The following is a 23,490-nucleotide window of genomic DNA, read 5'->3' on the forward strand; positions in this document are numbered from 1 at the left end:
CGCGCTCACATGTCGCGGATGTCGCGGCCGTCGCGCACCATCGTCTCCATCAGCGCCGCCGCCTCGTCCGACACCGCGAGATCGAGGAACAGGGTGCGTTCGAGCGCCAGTCCGCGCGACAGCGGCGTCTCGTGCGCGAGCCGGATCAGGCGCTTGATATGGCCGGTGGCGCGTGGCGGCTTCCGGGCGCACTCCGCGGCGATCTCCATGGCGCGGTCGAAGGCGCTGCCGTCCACCGCCTCGTGCACCATGCCGATCGACGCCGCCTCGTCGGGCGTCACGACGCGGCCGCGCAGCGACATCTCCAGCGCCCGCGCCGGGCCGACCACGCGCGCCAGGCGCTGCGTGCCGCCGGCGCCGGCGAGGATGCCGATGTTGATCTCCGGCTGCCCCAGCGTGTAGGGCCCGCGCGCGGCGATCCGGATGTCGCACGCCAGGCAGAACTCGAACCCGCCGCCCATGGCGATGCCATCGATCGCCGCGATCGCGGCCTTGGGCATCGTCTCCAGACGCGCGAACACGCCGTCCAACGGCCGCTCCGGCGCCAGCCTCTCCTCGATGAACGTCCGGCCCTTGGCGCGCAGGTTCCGCGACAGCGCCGACAGCTCCGCGACGTCGTAGTGGCGGATGAACACCCCGGGGATGCGGCTGGTGAACACCACGGCGCGCACGGCGTCGTCGGCCGCGACCCCGGCCGTGACCGCGTCGAGCTCGGCGACGACGGCGGCGTCGAGGTAGCCCATCGGTGGATTGTCGAACGCGACCACCGCGACCGCGCCGACCCGTTCGACGTGCACCTTCGGCATGGCGCGGACTCCCGGCGGCGGATGGCGGCCGTCAGGCCGGTGCGGCGACGTCGTAGCGGCCGGACGGCCGGTAGCGGTCGAGATAGGACGGCAGGATCGCCTCGGCCGAATGCGGCGCCATGCCGAGCTCGGCGAAGCCCGGCCGGCCGGCGCCGACCACGCTGTCGCGCGTCAGCAGGTCGAGCTGGTCGCGGGTGATCGGCGGCACCGGCAGGAACTCGGCGAAGAACGCCGCGATCCGCGCCGGCCACACCGGCAGCGACACGATCCGCCGCGTCCGGCCGGTCATCCGCAGCGTCAGCTCGGCGAGCTCGCGGTAGGTGTAGACCCGCGGTCCGCCCAGCTCATAGACGCCGAACGCGGCGCGCGGATCGAGCAGCGCCCGCGCCGCCGCCTCGGCCACGTCGACGACGTAGACCGGCTGGAAGCGGGCGGTGCCGCCCGCGAACACCGGCATGAACGGCGCCATCTTGGCGGTCAGCGCCAGCTTGTTGAAGAACTTGTCCTCGGGTCCGAACACGACGCTGGGCCGCAGGATCGTCACTGCGGGAAACGCGCGGTTCATCTCGTGCTCGGCCATCGCCTTGGATTCGACGAAGGCGTTGCCGCTGCGCGGCGCCTGGGCGCCGAGGCCGGAGACGTGGATCAACCGCGACACGCCGGCCCGCGCGGCGGCCTCCGCGATGTGGCGGGCGCCTGCGGCGTGCACCGCGTCGTAGCGCTGGCGGCCGCGCTGGAAGGGGATGCCGGCGGCGTTGACGACGGCTTGGCTGCCGGCGACGGCGGCGGCGACCGAGGCCGGGTATCGCAGGTTGGCGAGCACCGCCATGACCTGGCCGACATCGCCCGCCATGTGCGTGAAATCGGCCAGCTCGGGATGGCGCACGGCGACGCGCACGCGCAGGCCGCGCGCCGCCAGCGCGCGCACCACGTGGCGGCCGACGAAGCCCGTGCCGCCGAACACCGTCACCTGCCTGATATCCATCGTTCGCCTCTCCACCCGGCGCGCCACCCCGCCGCCCGCGTATAGTACAACGCCGCGCCATCCGGAAAGGGCTCCGCGCGCCGCGGCCGGGGCGAGCGCGCGCTGTTGACATCGCGCGGCCGGGGCAGTACCAGTCCGCCGCCCGCAAGCGGACGGGACGTGCCCTGGTGGCGGAATTGGTAGACGCGCTAGATTCAGGTTCTAGTGCCGCGAGGCGTGGAAGTTCGAGTCTTCTCCAGGGCACCATCCGCCGCGCCGTCCCTCCGGGACGGCGTTTCCTTTTGGAGGACGCGTCCGCGCGTTGAGCCATGGCGAACCATCTGCATCGCGGCGATCTGCCCGGCGGGCTCGACCTCGGACCGGTCGTCGCCATCGACAGCGAGACGATGGGCCTCAATCCCCACCGCGACCGGCTGTGCGTGGTGCAACTCTCGGCCGGCGACGGCGACGCCCATCTCGTGCAGTTCGCCAAGGGGATCTACCACGCGCCCAACCTGAAGGCGCTGCTGACGGATCCGACCCGCCTGAAGCTGTTCCACTTCGCGCGCTTCGACATCGCGGTCATGCGCCACTACCTCGGCGTCGACACCAGGCCGGTGTATTGCACCAAGATCGCGGCCAAGCTGGTGCGGACGTTCACCGATAAATACGGCCTGAAGGACCTCTGCAAGGACCTCGCCGGGGTCGACCTGTCGAAGCAGCAGCAGAGTTCCGACTGGGGCGCCGACAAGCTGACCGACGAGCAGATCGCCTACGCCGCGTCCGACGTCCTGCATCTGCACAAGATCAAGGCCCGGCTCGACGAGATGCTGGAGCGGGAGGGCCGCCGCGACCTCGCCGAGGCCGCGTTCCGATTCCTGCCGGCCCGCGCCCAGCTCGACCTCGACGGCTGGCCCGATATCGACATATTCGCGCACTAGGTACAGGCGGGCGCTTCGACTTGGGGCGCCTCGAACCGTCCCCGGATCCATATTTTCCGTGACGAGGCGTCGCGCATTGGCGCGAAAATTGCTTTGGCGCCGCCGACGGGGCGCTGTTAAGGTGCACGGCTATGAACGCTTCGCCCCGCGTCGCACCATCCGGCCCGCCTTCGGCAGGCCCCAGGGGCGACCTCGACAGCGCCCGCCGGGTCCTCGCGACGGAGGCCTCGGCGCTGCGTGCGCTCGCCGACGGGCTGGGAGAGCCGTTCGCGCGCGCGCTCGACCTGCTGGGCGGCGCGCGCGGCCGGGTCATCGTGTCCGGCATGGGCAAGAACAGCCATATCGGCGGCAAGATCGCGGCCACTTTCGCCTCGACCGGCACGCCGGCCCATTTCGTCCATCCCGCCGAGGCCTCGCACGGCGATCTCGGCATGGTCGTCGCTGACGACGTCGTGCTGGCGATCTCCAATTCCGGCGAGACGCCGGAATTGTCGGACCTGATCCTGCACGTCAAACGCTTCGCGATTCCGTTGGTCGCGATCGTCGGCCGGAACGACTCGACGCTGGCGCGCGCGGCCGACGCGGTGTTGACGCTGCCTGACGTGCCGGAGGCCTGCCCGATGGGCCTCGCGCCGACCACGTCGACCACCGCGACCCTGGCGCTGGGCGACGCGCTGGCGGTGGCGCTGCTGGAACGCAAGGGATTCACAGCGTCCCATTTCCGCGTGTTCCATCCCGGCGGCCGGCTCGGCCAGCGCCTGGTCAAGGTCGGCGACATCATGCACCGCGCGCCGGCGCTGCCTGTGGTCGGCGAGGCCACGCCGATGGCCGAGGCGCTGATCGAGATGACGGCCAAAAGCTTCGGCTGCGTCGCCGTGGTCGACTCCGCCGGCCGCCTGACCGGGATCGTGACCGACGGCGACCTGCGGCGCCACATGGACCCCGGCCTGCTCGCCCGCGCCGCGCGCGAGATCATGACGCCAAGGCCGCGCACGATCGCCGCCGACGCGCTGGCGGCCGAGGCCGTGCGCGCGATGAACGCTACCGGCAAAGGCATCACCAGCCTGTTCGTGCTCGAGGAGGGCCGTCCGGTCGGCATCCTGCATCTGCACGACTGCCTGCGCGCGGGCGTCGCATGACCGGCGCGGTTCCTCCAGTCGACGGCGTCGCGGTCGCGCCGGGCATCCAGCGCTTCGTCGCCGATCCCGGCCGCGACCGCAGCCGGCTGGACCGCGTCATCGGTTTGAAGCGCGACGATTCCGATCCGTGGGTCGCGGCCTACGCCGACCATATCCGCGTGGCGCTGCCGCTGATCGCGCTGGCCGTCGTGCTGGCCGGATTGGTGTGGCCGATGTTCGGTGGATCGACCGGCATTCCGCTCGGCCGCATGCCGCAGGTGCAGGACCGGCAGGAGTACATGCGGATGACCAGTCCGCATTTCGCCGGCAACGACAAGGGCCGCAAACCCTACACCGTCACCGCCGACCACGCCGTGCAGCGGACCAAGCAGGAGAAGGTGTTCGATCTGGCGCGGCCCAAGGCCGACCTTCTCGATGGCAAGAACCGCTGGTTGGCGATCACCGCCGACACCGGCCGCTACGACGAAAAGCTGCATCTGCTGGACCTTGCCGGCGAGGTGACGCTGTTCCAGGACAACGGCCACACGCTCGTCACCGAGCGGGCGCGCGTCGACCTCGACGGGTCGGCGGCCTATGGCGACCGGCCGGTCACGGGACACGGCCCCAGCGGCGAGCTGGCCGGCGAAGGCTTCCACGCCAGCCAGCGCGGCGAGCGCGTCGTGCTGACCGGCAAGTCGCGCGTCGTCCTCGAGGCCAAGGACGATCCGCCGGCGTCGACCGCTCCCACCGCGCCGCCGTCGGGTGGCGGCTGACATGGCGCGCGCCGCGATCCTCCGCCCGGCGCTCGCGGCGTGCGTCTGGCTGGCGCTGGCCGCCGCCGCCCCGGCGCAGCAGCAGGCCGCCAAGCCGGAGGCGCGCGAGAAGCCCAGGGTCGAGATCTCGGCCGACGAGGGCATCGAGTGGGACAAGATCGCCCGCGTCTACGTCGCGCGCGGCAACGCCCGCGTGACCCGCGGCGAATACACGATCACCGCAGACAAGGTGACCGCGTACTACCGCGAGACCGGGGGCAAGAACGACGTGTTCCGGGTCGACGCCGAGGGCAACGTCAGGATCGCCAGCGTCGATTCGATCGCCACCGGCGACAAGGGCGTCTACGACAACGACAACAAGGTCGCGCGCCTGACCGGCCGCAACCTCGCGATCTCCAATCCGGACGGCCGGTTGACGGCGCGCGACAGCATCGAGCTGTGGGACGAGAAGCGCTACGCGGTCGCCCGCGGCGCCGTCGTGCTGACGCGCGACAACGAGGAGATGCGGGCCGACCAGATGGTGGCGTATTTCGAGCCCAAGGACGGCTCGGCGCCGGCGCCCGGCGCGGTCGCCTCCAAGGGCAAACAGCGCATCGCCAGGGTCGAGGCGCTGGGGCACGTCTACCTCGCCTCGTGCGAGGGGGTTCGCGCACGCCGACAAGGGACTGTACGACCCCAACACCGGCACGGCCGTGCTGACCGGCAACGTGCGCCTGACGCGCGGCCGCGAGCAGATGAACGGCGAGACCGCCGAGATGAACACGCGCACTGGTTTCACAAGGCTGACGGGCGGGCGGGTCACCGGCCTCCTCGAGCCCAACAAGGAGGCCGCCGAGCCCGATCCCAATCCGACCGGACGGCCCGGCGCCCGCCCTTGCGGCGAGCCGAAGCCGGCGGGCGCCGCGCCCGCCGCCGCGCAGCCGAAGCGCTGAACACGGGACCGGGGGCGCGACGACCACGATGTTCGGTGGATTGAAAGGGTGGCGCCCGAAAGCGCCGGCGCCGGGCGGCCAGCGGCCCGGCCCGCGTCTGGTGTCGACCGACAGCGGTCTGCAGGCGCACGCGCTGTGCAAGACCTACAACCGCCGCCCGGTCGTGCGCGACGTGTCGATCACCGTGCAGCGCGGCGAGGCGGTCGGCCTGCTCGGGCCCAACGGCGCCGGCAAGACGACGACGTTCTACATGATGTGCGGGCTGGTGCAGGCCGATTCCGGGTCCGTCACGCTCGACGGACGCGACATCACGGCGCTGCCGATGTTCCGCCGCGCCCGCCTCGGCGTCGGCTACCTGCCGCAGGAAGCCTCGGTGTTCCGCACCATGAGCGTCGCCGACAACCTGCGCGCCGTGCTCGAGCTGGTCGAGCCGGACCGGCGCGCGCTCGAGGACACGGTCGACGCGCTGCTCGAGGAGTTCAACATCGCCCATCTGCGCGACGCGCCCGCCATGGCGCTGTCGGGCGGCGAGCGCCGCCGCGTCGAGATCGCGCGCGCGCTGGCGTCGCGGCCGCATTTCATCCTGCTCGACGAGCCGCTGGCCGGCGTGGATCCGATCGCCGTCGAGGAGATCCGCGAGATGGTCAGCCACCTGCGCGACCGCGGCATCGGCGTGCTGATCACCGATCACAACGTGCGCGACACGCTGGAGATCGTCGACCGCGCCTACATCATGCACGCCGGCCAGGTGCTGGTGGAGGGCCGTCCCGCCGAGATCGTCGCCAACGAGGAAGTGCAGCGCGTCTACCTCGGCAAGCGCTTCACGCTCTAGCGCCGCCCGGGATCAGAGCGAGACCATGGCGATCGGCCCCCGCCTCGTCCTCGGCCAGCGCCAGTCGCTGGTGATGACGCCCCAGCTGCAGCAGGCGATCAAGCTGTTGCAGCTGTCGCAGCTCGAGCTCGCCGCCTACATCGCCAGCGAACTGGAGAGCAATCCCCTGCTCGCCGAGGCGCCGCGCGACGACGAGGCGCCGGTGGCGGAGCCGGTCGCCGCCGCGCCCGAGCCGGCCGCCGCGCCGGCCGATTCGGCCGCCGCCATCGCCGACGGCGCCACGGCGCTCGGCGAGGCCGACGACCGCTGGGAGGGCGAGTACCGCGACGCCGGCGGCGACGGCACCTCGACGCGCGGCGAGACGCGCCGCGACGACGGCGACGAGCGGCCGGACTCGGTCGCCCGCATCGCGGCCGGCGACATCTCCCTGCAACGCCACGTACTGGCGCAGATCGCGCTGGAGCTCACCGATCCCGCCGACCGGACGCTGGCGGTCCGCCTCGTCGACCTGCTCGACGAGACCGGCTACCTCGCCGAGGATCCCGCGCCGGTGGCGGCCGCGCTCGGAATGTCGGCCGAGCGGCTCGAGGCGGTCCTCGCCCGGCTGCGGCGGCTCGATCCGCCGGGCCTGTTCAGCCGCGGACTGGCGGAGTGCCTGGCGGCGCAGCTCGAGGAACGCGACCGGCTCGATCCGGCGATGCGCGCGCTGCTCGACAACCTCGACCTGCTGGCGCGGCGCGACCTCGCCGGCCTCTCGCGGCGCTGCGGCGTCGACGCCGAGGACGTGGCCGACATGCTCGCCGAGATCCGCACGCTCGACCCCAAGCCGGGACTGCGCTTCGGCGGCGAGCCGGCGCGGGCGGCGACTCCGGACGTGTTCCTGCGGCGCGTGCGCCACGCCGAGCTGGGCGAGGTGTGGATGGTCGAGCTCAACACCGACGCGCTGCCGCGCGTGCTGGCCGACCGCGGCTACTTCAAGGCGCTGGTGCGCGGCGCGCGCGACAAGTCGGAGAAGGAGTTCGTCGGCGAGCGCTGGCAGAACGCCAACTGGCTGGTGAAGGCGCTCGAGCAGCGCGCCACCACGATCCTCAAGGTGTCGCGCGAGATCGTGGCCCAGCAGGACGCGTTCTTCCGCCACGGCGTGACGGCGCTGCGGCCGCTGGTGCTGCGCGACATCGCCGCCGCCACCGGCCTGCACGAGAGCACCGTCAGCCGCGTCACCACCAACAAGTTCATGGCCACGCCGCGCGGCACCTTCGAGCTCAAGTATTTCTTCACCAGCGCGATCCCCGCCACCCGCGGCGCCGAATCGGTGTCGGCCGAGGCGGTGCGCGCGCGCATCCGCGGCCTGGTCGACGGCGAACGCGCCGACGCGCCGGTGTCGGACGACCGCCTCGTCGAGCTGCTGCGCGAGCAGGGTGTCGAGATCGCGCGCCGCACGGTCGCGAAATACCGCGAGGCGATGCGCATCCCCTCCTCCGTCCAGCGCCGCCGCGAGAAGACCTTCGCCGGCCACGGCTCGGCGGCGCAGGCGGCGGCGGGCTGACGGCGATGCGCGGCCGGACCCTATCGGTCGCGGTGGTCGGCGGCGGCATCGGCGGACTCGCGGCGGCGGCGTCCCTGCTGCGCGCCGGCATCGACGCGCGGGTCTACGAGCAGGCGGCGTCGCTGGGCGAGATCGGCGCCGGCATCCAGATCAGCCCCAACGCGTCGCGCATCCTGCACGGGCTCGGCCTCGCCGACGCCCTGGCGGTCGACGGCGTCCGGCCCGTGGCCGTGCACCAGCGGCGCTGGGACGACGGCCGCACCCTGCAGCGCGCGCCGCTGGGGCCCGAGGTCGAGGCCGCGTTCGGCTCGCCCTACTACCATTTCCACCGCGCCGATCTGATCGCGGCGATCGCCTCGGCGGTGCCGGTGGAGCGGGTCCGTCTCGGCCACCGCTTCGCGGAGATGACCGACCACGGCGACCGCGTCGAGGCGCGGTTCGAGAACGGCGCGCGGATCGAGGCCGACATCCTGGTCGGCGCCGACGGCATCCATTCGCGCGTGCGACAGGCGCTGTTCGGTCCCGACCGGCCGCGCTTCACCGGCTGCGTCGCGTGGCGCGGCCTGGTGCCGGCGGAGCGGCTACGGCATCTCGACCTCGAGGTGGTGTCCAACAACTGGATGGGGCCGGCCGGCCATGTCGTGCACTACTTCGTCGCCGGCGGCCGGCTGGTGAACTTCGTCGTCGTCAAGGAGCAGGACGGCTGGACCCGCGAATCGTGGGTCGAACCGGGCGAGGTGGCCGACGCGCTGGCGGCGCTCGAGGGCTGGCATCCGCGGGTGCGCGAGATGGTGGGCGCGGTCGACCAGACGTTCCGCTGGGCGTTGTTCGACCGCGATCCGCTGCCGCGCTGGACCGCCGGCCGCGCCACGTTGCTGGGCGATTCGTGCCACGCCATGCTGCCGTTCATGGCCCAGGGCGCGGCGCAGTCGATCGAGGACGGCGCCACGCTCGCGGCCTGCCTGCGCGGGGCGGCGGACGATGGCGATGTCGCCGGCGCGCTGGCGCGCTACGAGGCTCTGCGCAAGCCGCGCGCGACCCGGCTGCAGGAGATGTCGCGCGCCAACAAGATCCGTTTCCACCTCGCGGACGGGCCGGAACGGGAGAAGCGCGACGCCCAGATGGCGCAGGCCGGCGACCGCACCATCGCGGCGATGGCGTGGCTCTACGGGCACGACGCGGCGCGGCCGGAGGCGGCGGCCTGACGCCGTCAGGCCGGCGTCGCGCCGGGTTTGCCGCTCTCGACCGTGAACGACGCCAAGGTGCGCGCCGCCGTCGCCGGATCGCGCACGTCCTCGACCATGCGGAGATCGGCCGACAGCCGGTCGCGGCCGATCGACAGCTCGACATGGCCGCGGTGGCGCGCCGTCGCGAAGCGCACGTGCGGGTTCTCGGCGCGCAACGCCGCCTCGGCCAGCTCGCCACGGTAGGGGCCGGGCGAGCTGATCGAGGTGCCGACGAACTCCGTCGCCACCACGGCGCCGGCCCCCGACGCGCCGCCCCGCAGGTCGGCGACGATGTTGGTGTGGAGGTCGCCGGACAACACGACGGGATTGGCCAGCCGGCTGGACACGACGGCGTCGAGCAGACGGCCGCGCGCGGCGGGATAGCCGTCCCAGATGTCGGTGCGCCGCAGCTCCGCCGGACCGGGCATCAGATCGACCGGCGCCACGAGCGTCTGGTTGGCGATCAGGTTCCAGCGCGTCGAGGCGGCGCGGAAGCCGGCGTGCAGCCACTCCTCCTGGGCCCGCCCCAGCATCGTCAGTTCGGGCGACAGCCGCTCGACGCAGTCCGCGCCGACGTTGTTGCTGCCGGAGCGGCCCGGCCGCGGGCACGGTTGCGGGCTGCGGTACTGCCGGCCGTCGAGGAACGCGATCTCCAGCAGGTCGCCGAAGCGGACGCGGCGGTGGATCGCCGCGTCGGGGCCGCGCGGCCGCATCGACGGCCGTACCGGCATGTGCTCCCACCACGCGCGGTACGCGGCGGCGCGGATGGCGCGGAACCGCGCCGGGTCCATGCGCTCCTGCGAGACGTCGCCGGCGTAGTCGTTCTCGACCTCGTGGTCGTCCCACACCGGGAACCACGGGGCCGCCGCGTGCGCGGCGCGCAGATCGGCGTCCGATTTGTAGAGCGCGTAGCGCCGGCGGTACTCGTCGAGCGTCCGCGGCTTGCCGGCGCCGTGTTGGCGGACCTTCTCCCCGCGGATCGAGCTCTCGTAGATGTAGTCGCCTAGGAACAGAACGGCGTCGGGAGGCCGCCGACCGGGGGTGGTCCGGATGGCGTCGCGCCACGCGCCGTAGAACCCGGTCTCGTAGTGCTGGCAGGACGCGAACACGAGATCGAAGCGGTCGACCGCCTGGTCCGGCGCCGGCGCCGTGCGGGCGCGGCCGGCGGGGCCTCGGTGGTCCGGCGGCAGGGCGAAGCGGTACCAGTAGTCGCGGCCGGGCCTCAGACCGCGGACCTCGACGTGGACGGAATGCGCGTCCTGCGGCAGCGCGAGGATCTCGGCGCTGCGCACGACGCGGCGGAACTCCGGATCCTCGGCGATGTCGTAGACCAGACGGTAGGCGTCGCCGTGGAGCGGCGCGGTCGACGCCGGATCGGCCAGAACGCGGGTCCAGATGACGAAACCGTCGGGGGTCGATTCACCGGACGCCACGCCGAGCGCGAACGGATCGCGGTCGAACCCCGGACGCGCCAGCACGCGGCCGCCGGGCAGAGCCAGCGCCGCGGCGGCGCCGGCGAACAGGCGCCGCGACACCGCCGGCGCCGCCGGCGGAAGCGGGACGGACACGGCCGAGCGGCGCGCGGTCAGTGGTAGGGATCGGCGGCGTCGCGCAGGCCGTCGCCGAAGAACTGGAACGACAGGATCACGAGGATCACCGGCACCACCGGCAGCATCAGCCACCAGTTGACGGCGACGACGTTGATGTCGGCGGCGTCGTTGAGCAGGACGCCCCACGACACGATCGGCGGCCGCAGCCCCAGACCGAGGAACGACAGCGCGGTCTCGGCAAGGATCATCGACGGCACGCTGAGCGTCGCCGACGCGATCAGATGGCTCATGAAGCTGGGGATCAGGTGCCGGCCGATGATGCGCTGGGGCGAGGCGCCCATCAGATGCGCCGCCGTCGCGAAATCCTCCTCGCGCAGGCTGAGCAGCTTCGACCGGACGGCCCGGGCCAGCCCGGGCCAGTCGAGCAGCGCCAGGATCAGCGTGATGCCGAAATAGACCAGCAACGGCGACCACGTGACCGGCATCGCGGCCGACAGCGCCAGCCAGAGCGGCAGATGCGGGAAGCTCTTGATGATCTCGATGGTGCGCTGGATGACGTTGTCGATCCAGCCGCCGTAGTAGCCGGCGATGCCGCCCAGGACCAGGCCGAGCGCGAAGCTGAGCGTGATGCCGAACAGGCCGACCGTCAGCGACACGCGCGCCGCGTAGACGACGCGGCTGAACATGTCGCGCCCCAGCCGGTCGGTGCCGAACAGGAAGAACGTGCCTTCGCGCGCCGGGCACACCAGGTGGAAATCGGCGTCGAACATGCCCCAGAACTCGTAGGCCTCGCCGCGGCAGAGGAAGCGCAGCGGCTGCGGCTTCGTCGTGTCCGGCGTGTAGACGCGCTGCAGCGTGTCCGGATCGCGAGTCTGCGTGTAGCCGTAGACGAACGGTCCGACGAACTTGCCCTCGTGGAACAGGTGCACGCCCTGCGGCGGCGCGAAGATGTGCTTGATGTGCCGCGCCTGCTGGTCGTAGGGCGCGATCACCTCGCTGAACAGCGTCGAGACGTACATCGCCAGCAGGAAGAAGCCGCACACCACGGCCGGCTTGTGGCGGCGCAGGCGCCACCACATCAGCTTCCACTGGTTGGCCATGTAGAAGCGTTCCTGCTCCGCCGTCAGCCGCTCGGCGACGTACGGATCCCAGGGCTCGGCGCTGACGTAGTGCTCCGGCCGCGGCGGCGCGGCGGCGCCGGCGGGAGGTTCGGGCGGCGCGCGGAGCGGATCGCGGACGGGATTCACCGGCGCCTCACTTCTCGGCCGTGGTGCCGAAGCGGATGCGCGGATCGAGCGCCGCCAGCAGCAGATCGGAGATCAGCGTGCCGACCACCGTGAGCGCCGCCACGAACAGCAGGAATGTGGCGGCGAGATTGACGTCCTGGCTCTTCAGGGCCGCCAGCAGCATCGGGCCGGTGGTCGGCAGCGACAGCACGACGGAGACGATCACCGAGCCGGAGATCACCTCCGGCAGGATGTGGCCGATGTCGGCGACGAAGGGGTTGAGCGCGTGGCGCAGCGGATACTTCACCAGCAGCTTGAACGGCGGCAGACCCTTGGCCCGGCCGGTGGTGACGTACTGCTTCTGCAGCTCGTCGAGCAGGTTGGCGCGCAGGCGGCGGATCATGCCGGCGGTGCCGGCGGTGCCGATCACGACCACGGGGATCACGAGGTGCTCCATCACCGAGCGGAACTTGCCCCAGCTCCACGGCGCGTCGACGTACTGAGGATCCATCAGGCCGCCGACCGAGACGCCGAAATACACCTTGCCGACGTACAGCAGCACCAGCGCCAGCAGGAAGTTGGGCGTCGCCAGGCCGATGAAGCCGATGAACGACGCGATGTAGTCGCCGGGGCGGTACTGGTGGGTCGCGGCGTAGACCCCGATCACGAACGACACGACCCAGATGAAGATGATGGTGCAGGTCTCCATCACGATGGTCAGCGCCAGCCGCTCGCCGATGAGCTGCGAGACCGGGAGCTGGTCCTGGCAGCTCAGGCCGAAATCCCAGGTGAACACGCCCGAGATCCAGCGCAGGTACTGGATCCAGATCGGCTGGTCGAGGCCGTAGAGCCGGCGCAGCTCCTCGGCCTTGCGCGCGGCGTCGGGATCGCCGCGCGACATCAGCTCGTCGATGATCGTCGTGACGCAGTCGCCGGGCGGCAGGTTGATGATGAAGTAGACGATGACGCTGATGATCGCCAGCGTCGGGATCATGATCAGCACGCGCTTGGCGACGTAGCGCAGCATCAGCGCGTCTCCCCCTCGGGCCGCGGCAGGCGGACGCCGCGCGGCCGGTGGGCCGCCGGATCCAGCCGCTCGACCGGCGCCGGCTCGACGTCGTGGTAGGCGGCCGGGTCGACGCTCGTCCACTCCACGAGGAAGAACGCGGCCCCGACGCAGCCGTACAGCAGCAGCACGGCGCACACGAACCGGTAGTTCCAGTCGTCGCGGCGCGGCCGCGCCGGGATATCGGCGAGGCGGTGGACGGCGAAGCCGCGCGGCGACCGGCCCGACGCGGTCACTTGCCCGCTCCGAGCCAGAACGTCTCCGGCCGGTACACGCCGAAGAACGCGCCGGGATCCCAGTTGTGGATGCCCTTCTGCGGCAGGTTGCGCAGCCGCGCGTTGACGACGACCGGCTGCGGCACCGACGAAACGACGCCGATCGTGTAGACGAAGTCGGCGTGCAGCTTCAGCAGTTCGTGCCAGATCCGCTCCTGCTCGGCGCGGTCGTCGACGCATTCCCACCGCGCCGCGAGCTCGTTCATGCGCCGCACGGTCGCCAGGTCGATCGCCTCGCCCGACTTGCCGCGCGTCTCGCGGAACTGGCCCCAGGCCGAGCACCACAACGTGGTCTGCGTCAGGCAGGCGAACTCCGCCGGGCTCGAACTGGCGCGCGCCAGACCGTTCTCGAACCCGGTCCAGATCGTCATCTGCGTCTCGCCGGCGTACAGCCGCGTGCGCAGGTCCTGGCGGTCGCGGGCGCGGACATGCAGCTTGACCCCGATCTTCTTCCAGCCGTCGGCGACGAGTTGCAGCAGATCGGCCTCCTCGTTGCCCTCGCCCGCCGACTCCAGAAGAATGTGCAGCGGCCTTCCGTCCGGCAGCAGCCGCACGCCATAGGCGTCCCGCCCGCGCAGATTTCCCTTTTTGCCGTCCCCGAGCGGAAGCTCGACCTTGTCGAGCAGGCGGTTGGCCTCCTTGACGTCGAACTTGGTCCACTTCGACGCGTACTCCTCGCGGAACAGCGGCGACTGCGGGCGCACGGTGTTCTGCGACGGCGCGGCGAGGCCGATATACATGATCTCGTTGATCTCCTCGCGGTCGATCGCCATCGACAGCGCGCGCCGGAAGTTGGGCTCGCGGAACAGCGCGCGGTAGACTGGATCCTTGACCGTGAGGTTGGGATAGATCGCGAGGTGGTTGCCGGTGGCGGTGTCCCACAGCCGCACGTCGAACCCGAACTGCTTCGCGCCGCGGCGCAGGAAGGTGTAGTTGTCGAACCGCAGATAGCGCGCCTGAAGGTCGCTCTCGCCCGACCCGGCCTTGAGCGGCAGCACCGAGGCGCTGGCGATGTTCATCACCACCCGGTCGAGGTACGGGAGCTGGACGCCCTTGGCGTCGATCCGGTGGTAGTACGGGTTGCGCTCGAAGATCAGCCGCTGCGACGGCGGCCGCGTGACCAGCGCCCACGGCTGCAGCGTCGGCAGGTCCGGGTTCTCGTTGCGGTACATGTCGTCCGTGCGGTTGTGCAGGGACGCCCAGTTGCGCTGGCGCCGCTCCTTGATCTTCGCGGCGAGATCGGCCGGGTCGGCGTAGCGTTTGTGGAACTGCCGCAGATAGTGCGCCGGCCGGAAGATGAACAGCGGCGCGGGCCGCGCCATCGCCTGGAGGAAGCCCGGATTGGGCGCGGTCCACGTGTAGCGCACGGTCGTCTCGTCGACGATCTCGACCTTCGGCGGCTTGCCGTCGACCATCATCTCGATCGGCGGTCCGACCGGCGAGAGCTCGCGGTTGTTGGCGACGTCCTCCCAGTAGTAGCGGAAATCCTCGCTGGTGAACGGGGCGCCGTCGGACCAGCGGTGGCCCTTGCGCAGCCGGAGCGTGAAGACGCGGCCGTCGGCGATCTCGACAGACTCCAGGATGTCGGCGGCCAGGTCGAACTTGTGGTCGAACGCCACCAGCCTGGCGTTGCCGTAGACGACCATCATGCGGACGTCGCGCGCGGTGGCCATCAGCAGGTTGATCTCGCCTCCCGGCGCGCCGGGGCCGTCGGGTCCCGCGAACTCCGTCACGACGTAGGGCGTCGCGGGCAGGCGCTTGTCGACGGGCGGCAGCTGACCCTCCTTGACGCGCTCCGCGAGGAACGCCGACTCGACCGGCGCCGGCGCGGCCGCGTCCGGGCCGCGCAGCGACCGCACCGCGCCGGTCGGCGCGGCCGGCACGCACACCGGCGCGTCGGCCGCCGGCTTTTGCGCTTGGACGCTCGCGGCGCCGAGCGCCAGCGCCGCGAGCGCCGCGCGGAACGTCGTCCGGACGATGGCGGCGGTCATGCGGCCTTCTCCGCCGTGCGGCCGAGCAGGCCGGCGGCCGCGCGCACGAAATGCCCGCGGCCGAGGTCGAGCCATTCCAGCGGCTCGACCCCGGTGTCCGTGAACGGCGCCGGCCAGGCCTGGGGCATCGACGCCTTGCCCTCCATCAGCGCGTGCAGGTCGAGCTTCTTCGACGGATCGGGCTCCGGCACCGCCGACAGCAGCGCCTGCGTGTAGGGGTGCACGGGGTCGCTGAACAGCTCGCTCCCCGGCGCCAGTTCGACCAGCCGTCCGGCGCACATAACCGCGATCCGGTCGGCGATGTAGTCGACCACCGCGAGGTTGTGGCTGATGAACAGGTAGGTCAGGCCGAGTTTCTCCTGGAGGTCCTTCAGCAGATTCAGGATCTGCGCCTGGATCGAGACGTCGAGCGCCGACACCGGCTCGTCGCAGATCACCATGTCGGGCCGCAGCGCCAGCGCGCGCGCGATGCCCAGACGCTGGCGCTGGCCGCCCGAGAACGAGTGCGGATAGCGGTTGAGATGCCGGCGGTCGAGCCCGACCAGCTCCATCAGCTCGCCGACCATCTCGCGCCGGTGGGCGTCGTCGCCGACCTTGTGGATGATCAGCGGCTCGCCGATCAGGTCGAACACGGTCATGCGGGGGTTGAGCGAGCTGAACGGGTCCTGGAAGATGAACTGCAGCTTGCGGCGGAACGCGACCAGCTCCGGCCCCTCGAGCGCCAGCACGTCGATCTTGCGCCCCCAGTCGTCGAACGTGACGCCGCCGCCGGCGGCCACGGCGTCTGCCGAGATGGCGCGCATCAGGATCTTGCTGAGCGTCGTCTTGCCACAGCCGCTCTCGCCGACCAGGCCCAGGCACTCGCCGCGCTTGACGTCGAAGCTGACGTCGGCGACCGCCCGCACGGTGCGCGTGGTGCCGCCGCCGAACAGCGACTCGACGAAATTGTCCGCCTTGCGGATGGTGTAGGTCTTGTGCAGGTGACGCACGTCGAGGATCGGCGCCGCGGGGTCGAACCCGGCGGCGGGCTCGACCGCCTTCTTCTCGGCCAGCAGATGGCCGGTCGCCGCCTTGATCTCGCGGATCGGCACCAGCCGCTCGTCCTCCGCCATGCCGAAGCGCGGGACGGCGTGCAGCAGCGCCTTGAGGTAGGGATGCTCGGCGCGGCGGAAGATGTCGTCGATGCCGCCGCTCTCGACCACCTTGCCGCGGTACATGACCACGACCTCGTCGGCGACGTTGGCGACCACGCCGAGATCGTGCGTGATCATCAGCATCGCCATCCCCAGCTCCTTCTGGAGATCCTTCATCAGTTTGATGATCTGCGCCTGGATGGTCACGTCGAGCGCCGTGGTCGGCTCGTCGGCGATCAACAGCGCCGGGCGGCACACCAGCGACATCGCGATCATGGCGCGCTGGCGCAGGCCGCCCGACAGCTCGAACGGATAGGTCCGCAGCGCGCGCTTAGGGTCGGGGAAGCCGACCATGCGCAGCATCGCCTCGGTCATCTCCCAGGCCGCCTTCTTGTCGAGGCGGCCGTTGGACGCCTCCGCCGCCTCCTCGATCTGGCGGCCGATCGAATGCATGTTGGACAGGCGACCACCGTGAAGAGCCACCGCCTCGCCGATCTGGTCGCCGACCGTGTGCAGCGCCGATAGCGACGTCATCGGCTCCTGGAAGATGATCGAGATGCGCCCGCCGCGGATGCTGCGCATCTCCGGACCGCTGCGGTCGAGCTTCGCGATGTCGACAGGCGGCGCGTCGGGCCAGCGCGGATCGGTGAACAGGATCGAGCCGCCGGCGATGGTCGCCGCCCTCGGCAGGAGCCCCATGATGGCCTGGCTGCAAACCGACTTGCCGGAGCCGGACTCGCCGACCAGAGCCACCGTGGCGCCGGGACGCACGGTGAAATTCACGCCGTCGACGGCGTCGAGGGTGCCGTCGTGCACCTTGAACCGGATCTTGAGGTTCTCGACGCGCAGCAACTCGCTCATGCCGGCGCCTCCGCGTTCACGGTGGAAGGGGACGGCAGCGCGATGTCCAGCGCCGCGAAATTGGCGCGGGTCGCCGGGCTCAGTTCCAGACCGTTCGCGACGGCGGCCCTGGCGGCGAGCCGCGCGATGTCGTCGAAGCGCTCGAGCGTCGAATCCATCCGTAGAGCGCGGCCTTCGCCCGCCAGGGTCAGGTGCATCCACCCGCCCTTCCGGTCCTTGCGCGTGGCGTAGTAGGCGAGCTTCAGGACCTTCAGCGTCCGCCACGGGACGCTGCCGCCGAGCGTCCCCGCGGCGGTGATTCCGTCGTTGTCAGCCGTGATCTCGGTGGTTTGCCGGATGAAGGTGCGCGCGGCGAACGTCAGGAACAGGACGCCGAGCGCCGCGAGGCACAGCGTCACCGTGTTGCGCGTGACGAAGAGGGCGGGGACCAGGCACACGACCACCCCGACCGCGGCGCGCGCGTAGTCGGCGTAGATCGCCGACCGGTCGTATCGCACGGGGCCGATCATGCCGGCGCGCCGACGCCCCGCGCTGCCGCGCGGCCTGCCGGGTATCTGGACGATGGACGGGTCACGGACCGAATATCTCCCTCGGGGACACTATGCGGGCGCCGGCATGAGCGTGCAATCGATTCCATAGTTCGTCGAGAAAGCCCCAGACGTCGGGACCATGGCCGCGATGATGCGTCAGAACGCCCGTCGCCTCCAGCGCGACGGCGGGCGAGCCGGTCCCGGCCGCCCGGCGCGCCGCGAGATGGCCGGTCAATGCCGCGAGCGCGCGCGCCTCGCCGGCGAAGCCGCGCGTACCGCGCCAATCCACCGGATCCACGTGGGTGTTGACTTGCCGGAAGCCGCGGACCGGCTCGGCGCGCTTGCGCACGCCCGACGCCGACAGGGCCCGGAAGCCGATCTCCGGCAGCACGGGCACCATCGTCGGCGCGATACGGTTCCACGGTGGCACGAGGACCGGCAGGAAGCGGTCCCCGAACGCCTGCGACAACGCCAGCATCCCCGTTCCCAGCTCGCCGATGACAGGCATCGCCGGCCGGTGCGGACCCAGTTCGATCTTTTTCTCGCCCGCCGGCGCGTGGTTCTGGTGCGCGTAGCCGTGCTGCAGGACGACCACATCCCGACCAGCCGATGCCAGCCGCGCGGCCAGGGACGGGTCGAGCGACGCCGGAATCGCCGCGATCGCCACGCCGACATCGTGCCGCGCCGCCACCGCCAGCAGGTTCTCGAGCGCCGGCGTCGCCGCCTTGGCGTCGTCGTCGCGCCACCACACCGTCGCCACCCGGCCGTCGTCGCGCCACCGCGCCAGCTCCGCGTCGAGCGCCGCCCACGACGTCATCGCCGCGCCCCCAGCCAGCCGTCGACCAGCGCCAGCGTCTTGCGCACGCCGTCGGCGTCGATCTTGGGAAATGTGCGGATCGACGGGCCGTCCATCGCACGCTCGATGGCGGCCGCCAGCGTCTCCGGCGACAGCGTCGCCTCCGCCGCGACCTGGAACACGCCGCGTTCCGCCAGCAGCTCGGCGCGCAGCTCCTGCTCGGTCTCCAGACCGCCGGCGTAGGGCGCGATGACGGCGCGGTCGGCCACCGACAGCGTCTCGATCATGGTGTTGTAGCCGCCCTGCGAGATCGACAGGGCGCAGTTGCGCAGCATGGTCGTGAAGTCGGCGCGCGCGCGCTCGACGACCACGCCGGGGACGCCGGCCGCGAGCGCCTTGAGAGCGGCGAAGTCGCCTTCCGGCATCGCCGGGCCGCACAGGAAGCGCCAGGGACGGTCGCGCAGGCGCGTCGAGGTCCGCGCGCCGAGCGCCGCGCGCATCAGCGGCGCGCCGACCGCGCCGCCGCCGGCCGACACCAGCACCTCGCCGCGTCCGGGCTCGGCGGACGCGCCGGCCGCGGGCAGGCCGTCGATCACGTAGCCGGTGTGGAACGTGCGGTCCTCGATCTCGCGCCAGCGCGGGAAGGTGCGCGCGAACGGGATGAACGCCGGATCGCCATGCACCATCGTCCAGTCGAAGTGGCGGTCGAACAGATCGATCATCTCGTCGACGCGCTCCGGCTTGGGCGAGCGCACGAGGATGTCGCGGACCGACGACACCATCACCGGCCGCGACGGCAGCGCGCGCGCCGCCTCGACAAGCGGCACGAGTTCGAAGCGGAGCTGCCGGCGGCCGAACGGAAACAGCTCGGTGACGACCATGTCCGGCCGGTGCGCCCGCAGCGTGTCGAGCAGCAGGCCGACGCGGCGCGCCTTGAAGGCGTCGTCGACGAGGACGTCGCGTTCGTCGACCAGCACCTTGAAGCGCTTGTCGGTGGCGCGCACCGGCGGAAGCTGCACCATGCGCGCGCCGCCGAAATCGAGGCCCGGCACCGGCATGCCGCCCGATGTGAGGACGGTGTCGTACCCCGCCGCCGCGAAATGGCGGACCAGCGTGGCGGCACGGCGCAGATGGCCGATGCCCAGCAGATGCTGGCAGTGGAAGAGGATACGCGCGGTCACGGCGGCCACGCCGCGCCGTCGAGCGGGAGGTTGAGCCGGTCGATCTCCGGCGCGCCGCCGGCGCCGACGCGGAACAGATGGACGCGGGACCAGTCCAGCCGCGCGGGCTGCCGCCCGGTCATGTCCCATCCCGTCGCCATGGCCAGCACCACGCGGATCAACCCCTTGTGCGAGACGGCGATGGTGTCGCGGCCGTCGGCGGCGGTCCGCGCCAGCCACGGCCGCAGGCGCGCCATCGCCTGGCGCGGACTTTCGCCGCCGGGCGGCGTCATGTCGAGGCCGCGACCTTCGTTGCGCCGCATCGCATCGGCGGCGTCGGCGCGAAGCGCGTCGAGCGTGCGGCCTTCCCAGCCGCCGAAGCTCAGCTCGATCAAGGCCGGTTCGATCTCGCGAGACGGCGGCGCGCCGAGCAGCGCCGCCGTCTCGCGCGCCCTCGACAACGGGCTGACGCTCCATCGCCAATCCAACACCGCGCGCGGCAACGACCAGCCCGCGACGCGCGCGTGGCCTGCGGCCGACAGCGGGATGTCGCTCGTCCCTTGGAGCCGCTTGGCGGCGTTCCACGCCGTGGGTCCATGGCGCAGGAAGGCGACGCGCGCGGTCACGGCGACGCCGCCGGAAGCGCCGCCAACGCCGCCGCGAGCGCGCGCCCGGCGGCGTCGAGATCGTGCAGCCGCGCGATCCGCGCCGCCGCGCCGGCCGCGAGGCGGGCGCGCGCCGCCGGATCGTCGAGCAGCGCGGCCACCGCGCGCGCGAACGCCGGTGCGTCGCCGAGCGGCGCCAGAATCCCCGACTCGCCCGCGCCGACCACGGCGGGAACGCCACGTGTATGCCCCGCCACGACGGGAAGACCCGCCGCCTGCGCCTCGAGGAAACCGATGCCGTAGGCCTCGTTGACCGCCGGCCAGACATGGATGTCGGCGGCGGCGTAGAGCGCCGGCAGGGACTCTGCGGTCCGCACGCCCGCGAACGCGACGCGGCCGGACATCGCGGCGAAGGCGCGCTCGACCTCGGCGCGCGCCTCGCCGTCTCCGACGACCAGCAGCCGCCAGTCGCGGTCGCCGAGCGCCGACAGCGCCTCGGCCAGCACGCGGTAGGATTGGAGCTTGTCGGGCGGCCGCATCATCGCGACCGCGATCAGGACGGGCACGCCGGCGGGCCAGCCAAAGGCCGCGCGCAACGCCGCGCGATGGCGCTCGCGACCGGCCGCGGCGGCGCGAAACGGCGCGGCGTCGAGAAACGGCGGCAACGACACCATGCGATCAGGCGACGCCAGCAACGGCAGCAGGCACGGCGCGTCGTCGGGGTTCAATGTCAGCACCAGGTCGGCGGCGCGCACCGCGTCTGCCACGGCGCGATGGCCGAGATCCCACGGTCCACCGGCGCGCTTGGGCGCGTAGGACGCCTCGGCGACGATGTACGGGATCGCGAGCGCGCGGGCGACGGCCGGTCCGATCCAGTCCGGCCGCTTGTACCAGAGGTGGTAGGTGAACCACGCCGTCGGCCGCGCCGGATCGTCGGGCGCCAACGCGTGCCAGCGCGTGACGAGGTCCTCGGCGCGATGGCGCCCGGCGTCGCGCAGCGCCGGCAGCGCGTCCGGCGCGCCGACGCCCGGCCGGTGGTCGGCGTGGCGGTCGAGCGGGTCGACGCGGTGGCCAAGACGCTCCAGCAGCGCCGCCAGCGCCCGCGCCATCGCCCTGTCGCCCGACGGCACGGGGTGGTCGAGCGGCTTCAGCGGCGTGTGGAAGGCGAAGCGCATGGACACGTGGGCGGGCGGGGAACGCGGCGACGCGCCGCGGGCCGCTCACACGCCCGACAGCGCCTTGATCTCGGCGTCGGTCAGGCCGACGACCTTGGCGATATCGACGAGCTGGCCCCAAGTCGTCTCGTCCACCGGCACGCCCTTGGCGAGCTTCTCCTTGCGCCGCGCGCGCTCCGGCTCGCCGGGCGTGAGAACCTCGTCGACGCCGGGCTGCGGCTTGGCGGACTTCACCCAGGCGAGGAAGTCGCGCGTGTCCTCGCGCCAGATGCCGCCCCCGCCCAGCTTCGAGGGGTCGATGATCACCGACAGCATGTTGTTCACGATGTCGGTCGAGTTGGCCACGATCGTCTTGGGCGAGTGCGTGAGACCGCCGGTCAAAGCGCCGGAAAGGATGTCGCACATGACCGCGAGTCCGCCGCCCTTGTGCGCGCCGAACGGCAGGATGGCGCCGAACGGGCCGTTGCCCCACATCACGCCGGGATCGCTCGTCGCATTGCCCTCGTGGTCGATCAGCAGGCCCGGCTCCATCTCGCTGCGCTTGTTGTAGGCGACCCGCACCTTGCCCATCGCCACCTGGCTGGTGGCGAAGTCGAGCACGACGTGCTCGCCGTTCTCGCCCGGCACGACGCAGCAATAGGGGTTGGTCGAGAACCGCGGCTCGGCGGCGCCGAACGCCGCCACCAGCGATTTGTGTCCGTGCACGTTGACGTAGTGCATCGACACCATGCCGGCATCGGCGCAGCGCTCGCCCCAGGCGCCGATGCGGCCGATGTGGTGGCAGTTCTTCAAGGCCACGACGCAGACGCCGTGCGCGCGGGCGCGCTCGACGCCGAAATCCATCGCCTCGCGCGCCACGACCTGGCCGTAGCCCTTGCCGCCGTCGACCGTGATGAGCGCGCCGTTGTCGAGCACGATCCTGGCGTGCCAGTTGCGCACGCAGTTGCCGGAGCGGGCGTTCTCGACGTAGCGCGGCAGCATGCCGACGCCGTGGCTGTCGTGGCCGTAGAGGTTGGCCAGCACGAGGTTCTCGGCGACGATGCGCGCCTCCTCGGCCGAGCTGCCGTCCTTCTCGCAGATCGCCGCCGCGAACCGCGTCAGCCGGTCCGCGTTCACCAGCACTTCGCCCACTTTCGCCATTCCAGGTTCCCTCCGCGCGGCCCGCCGCTCCGTGTTTCAGCCCGGATACCAGCGCGGCTTGCGCTTGTCGATGAAGCTGTCCAGCCCCTCGGCGGCCTCGGGCGAGCGCCGCTTGGCGGCGTGCTGGCGCACCAGGCCGTCGTAGGCGACCTCGCCGACGTCGAGGCCGGCGTAGGCGCGCGCCACCGCCTTGGTCTGCGCGTTGCCCGCGCCGTCGTTCATCAGGAACATGTCGATGAACCTCGCCGCGGTGGCGTCGAGCTCCGCCAGCGGGCAGACCTCGTGCGCCAGGCCGATGCGCCGCGCCTCCTCGGCGCCGAACCGCTCGCAGGTCAGCGCGTAGCGGCGGACCTGGCGCACGCCGATGGCGGCGTTGAGCTGCGGCAGGATGATCCCCGCCATCAGGCCCCAGCGCGTCTCGGTGATGGCGAACACCGCGTCGTCGGCCGCGATCACCACGTCGCAGGAAGCGACGATGCCCGTGCCGCCGCCGAAGCAGCCGCCCTGCACCAGCGCGATGGTCGGCACCGGCGCGGCGTCGAGCCGGCGGATCGCCTCGGCCGTCGCCCGCGACACGCGGAGGTTCTCCTCGTCGGTGCCGCGCGAAACGCCCTTGATCCACGCCAGATCCGCGCCGGCCTGGAAGTGGCGGCCGTTGCCGCGCAGCACGACGACGCGCAGGCCGGGCCGCGCGCCGAGGTCGTCCATCGCGTCGAGCAGGCCCTGGATCATCTCGCCGTTGTAGGCGTTGTTGACGCGCGGGCGGTTGAGCGTGACCGTCGCCACGCCGCGCGCGTCCATCGACCACAACACGGGCTTTCCTGCGGCATCCTCAAGCATCGCG

At 71.9% G+C, this 23,490-nt stretch carries 22 protein-coding genes and 1 tRNA gene; 8 read left to right on the forward strand and 15 right to left on the reverse strand.

From position 1 onward, the window contains the following. Positions 1-5: 5 nt before the first annotated feature. Together IPK81_10630 and IPK81_10635 are read right to left on the reverse strand one after the other, a co-directional pair. Positions 6-806: an enoyl-CoA hydratase/isomerase family protein gene (locus IPK81_10630; protein ID QQS14568.1), complete on the reverse strand. Its 801-nt coding sequence runs from the start codon at positions 804-806 to the stop codon at positions 6-8. Positions 807-837: 31 nt separating this feature from the next. Beyond that, on the reverse strand, positions 838-1,791 hold the full coding sequence (locus IPK81_10635) for a complex I NDUFA9 subunit family protein (protein ID QQS14569.1): 954 nt from the start codon (positions 1,789-1,791) through the stop codon (positions 838-840). 161 nt (positions 1,792-1,952) lie between these two features. Here IPK81_10635 and IPK81_10640 point away from each other — a divergent pair. The 8 genes from IPK81_10640 to IPK81_10675 all read left to right on the forward strand — a co-directional run bounded on the left by IPK81_10640 (position 1,953) and on the right by IPK81_10675 (position 9,117). Next, positions 1,953-2,037, forward strand: a tRNA-Leu gene (locus tag IPK81_10640). A gap of 62 nt (positions 2,038-2,099) precedes the next feature. After that, positions 2,100-2,711, forward strand: coding sequence for a ribonuclease D (locus tag IPK81_10645; GenBank protein ID QQS14570.1), 612 nt, complete (start codon positions 2,100-2,102; stop codon positions 2,709-2,711). Positions 2,712-2,842: 131 nt separating this feature from the next. Further along, positions 2,843-3,850 carry a KpsF/GutQ family sugar-phosphate isomerase gene (locus IPK81_10650; GenBank protein ID QQS14571.1) on the forward strand — a complete coding sequence of 336 codons (1,008 nt, stop codon included), beginning with the start codon at positions 2,843-2,845 and terminating at the stop codon, positions 3,848-3,850. After that, positions 3,847-4,602, forward strand: coding sequence for an LPS export ABC transporter periplasmic protein LptC (gene lptC / locus IPK81_10655; protein QQS14572.1), 756 nt, complete (start codon positions 3,847-3,849; stop codon positions 4,600-4,602). Before IPK81_10650 ends, lptC begins: the two co-directional genes overlap by 4 nt. A gap of 527 nt (positions 4,603-5,129) precedes the next feature. Beyond that, positions 5,130-5,534, forward strand: coding sequence for a hypothetical protein (locus tag IPK81_10660; protein QQS15052.1), 405 nt, complete (start codon positions 5,130-5,132; stop codon positions 5,532-5,534). 28 nt (positions 5,535-5,562) lie between these two features. After that, positions 5,563-6,366 carry an LPS export ABC transporter ATP-binding protein gene (gene lptB, locus IPK81_10665; GenBank protein QQS14573.1) on the forward strand — a complete coding sequence of 268 codons (804 nt, stop codon included), beginning with the start codon at positions 5,563-5,565 and terminating at the stop codon, positions 6,364-6,366. A gap of 25 nt (positions 6,367-6,391) precedes the next feature. Then, a complete protein-coding gene (gene rpoN / locus IPK81_10670) occupies positions 6,392-7,912 on the forward strand; it encodes an RNA polymerase factor sigma-54 (protein QQS14574.1) in 1,521 nt (506 codons plus the stop codon). Positions 7,913-7,917: 5 nt separating this feature from the next. Further along, the gene (locus IPK81_10675) at positions 7,918-9,117 is read left to right on the forward strand and encodes an FAD-dependent monooxygenase (protein QQS14575.1); all 1,200 of its coding nucleotides are present in this window, start codon (positions 7,918-7,920) and stop codon (positions 9,115-9,117) included. A 5-nt stretch (positions 9,118-9,122) separates the two neighbouring features. On the opposite strand, the gene IPK81_10680 is transcribed toward IPK81_10675, so the two are convergent. The 13 genes from IPK81_10680 to IPK81_10740 form a co-directional block, all read right to left on the reverse strand. Continuing rightward, on the reverse strand, positions 9,123-10,706 hold the full coding sequence (locus tag IPK81_10680; GenBank protein QQS14576.1) for an alkaline phosphatase D family protein: 1,584 nt from the start codon (positions 10,704-10,706) through the stop codon (positions 9,123-9,125). 17 nt (positions 10,707-10,723) lie between these two features. Next, on the reverse strand, positions 10,724-11,788 hold the full coding sequence (locus IPK81_10685) for an ABC transporter permease (protein ID QQS15053.1): 1,065 nt from the start codon (positions 11,786-11,788) through the stop codon (positions 10,724-10,726). A 154-nt stretch (positions 11,789-11,942) separates the two neighbouring features. Then, entirely contained in the window at positions 11,943-12,941 is a 999-nt protein-coding gene (locus IPK81_10690; GenBank protein QQS14577.1) for an ABC transporter permease, read from the reverse strand. Further along, positions 12,941-13,216: a hypothetical protein gene (locus IPK81_10695; GenBank protein QQS14578.1), complete on the reverse strand. Its 276-nt coding sequence runs from the start codon at positions 13,214-13,216 to the stop codon at positions 12,941-12,943. The genes IPK81_10690 and IPK81_10695 overlap by 1 nt, the downstream gene beginning before the upstream one ends. Beyond that, on the reverse strand, positions 13,213-15,246 hold the full coding sequence (locus tag IPK81_10700; protein QQS14579.1) for an ABC transporter substrate-binding protein: 2,034 nt from the start codon (positions 15,244-15,246) through the stop codon (positions 13,213-13,215). Before IPK81_10700 ends, IPK81_10695 begins: the two co-directional genes overlap by 4 nt. Next, positions 15,243-17,240: an ABC transporter ATP-binding protein gene (locus IPK81_10705; GenBank protein ID QQS14580.1), complete on the reverse strand. Its 1,998-nt coding sequence runs from the start codon at positions 17,238-17,240 to the stop codon at positions 15,243-15,245. The genes IPK81_10700 and IPK81_10705 overlap by 4 nt, the downstream gene beginning before the upstream one ends. Then, complete coding sequence (locus IPK81_10710) at positions 17,237-17,749, reverse strand: hypothetical protein (protein ID QQS14581.1); 513 nt, start codon at positions 17,747-17,749, stop codon at positions 17,237-17,239. The genes IPK81_10705 and IPK81_10710 overlap by 4 nt, the downstream gene beginning before the upstream one ends. A 61-nt stretch (positions 17,750-17,810) precedes the next feature. Next, on the reverse strand, positions 17,811-18,587 hold the full coding sequence (locus IPK81_10715) for a polysaccharide deacetylase family protein (GenBank protein QQS14582.1): 777 nt from the start codon (positions 18,585-18,587) through the stop codon (positions 17,811-17,813). Beyond that, the gene (locus IPK81_10720) at positions 18,584-19,747 is read right to left on the reverse strand and encodes a glycosyl transferase (GenBank protein ID QQS14583.1); all 1,164 of its coding nucleotides are present in this window, start codon (positions 19,745-19,747) and stop codon (positions 18,584-18,586) included. Before IPK81_10720 ends, IPK81_10715 begins: the two co-directional genes overlap by 4 nt. Then, positions 19,744-20,331, reverse strand: a complete 588-nt coding sequence (locus IPK81_10725) for a histidine phosphatase family protein (protein QQS15054.1) — start codon at positions 20,329-20,331, stop codon at positions 19,744-19,746. The genes IPK81_10720 and IPK81_10725 overlap by 4 nt, the downstream gene beginning before the upstream one ends. Before the next feature lie 17 nt (positions 20,332-20,348). Continuing rightward, positions 20,349-21,506 (reverse strand): glycosyltransferase family 4 protein, encoded by a 1,158-nt coding sequence (locus IPK81_10730; protein ID QQS14584.1) that lies wholly within the window; start codon positions 21,504-21,506, stop codon positions 20,349-20,351. A gap of 45 nt (positions 21,507-21,551) precedes the next feature. Then, on the reverse strand, positions 21,552-22,646 hold the full coding sequence (locus tag IPK81_10735; GenBank protein ID QQS14585.1) for a malate/lactate/ureidoglycolate dehydrogenase: 1,095 nt from the start codon (positions 22,644-22,646) through the stop codon (positions 21,552-21,554). A gap of 36 nt (positions 22,647-22,682) precedes the next feature. Then, positions 22,683-23,486 carry an enoyl-CoA hydratase/isomerase family protein gene (locus IPK81_10740; GenBank protein ID QQS14586.1) on the reverse strand — a complete coding sequence of 268 codons (804 nt, stop codon included), beginning with the start codon at positions 23,484-23,486 and terminating at the stop codon, positions 22,683-22,685. Positions 23,487-23,490 lie beyond the last annotated feature (4 nt).

It is taken from the genome of Rhodospirillales bacterium, assembly GCA_016699855.1.
Classification (GTDB): domain Bacteria; phylum Pseudomonadota; class Alphaproteobacteria; order Reyranellales; family Reyranellaceae.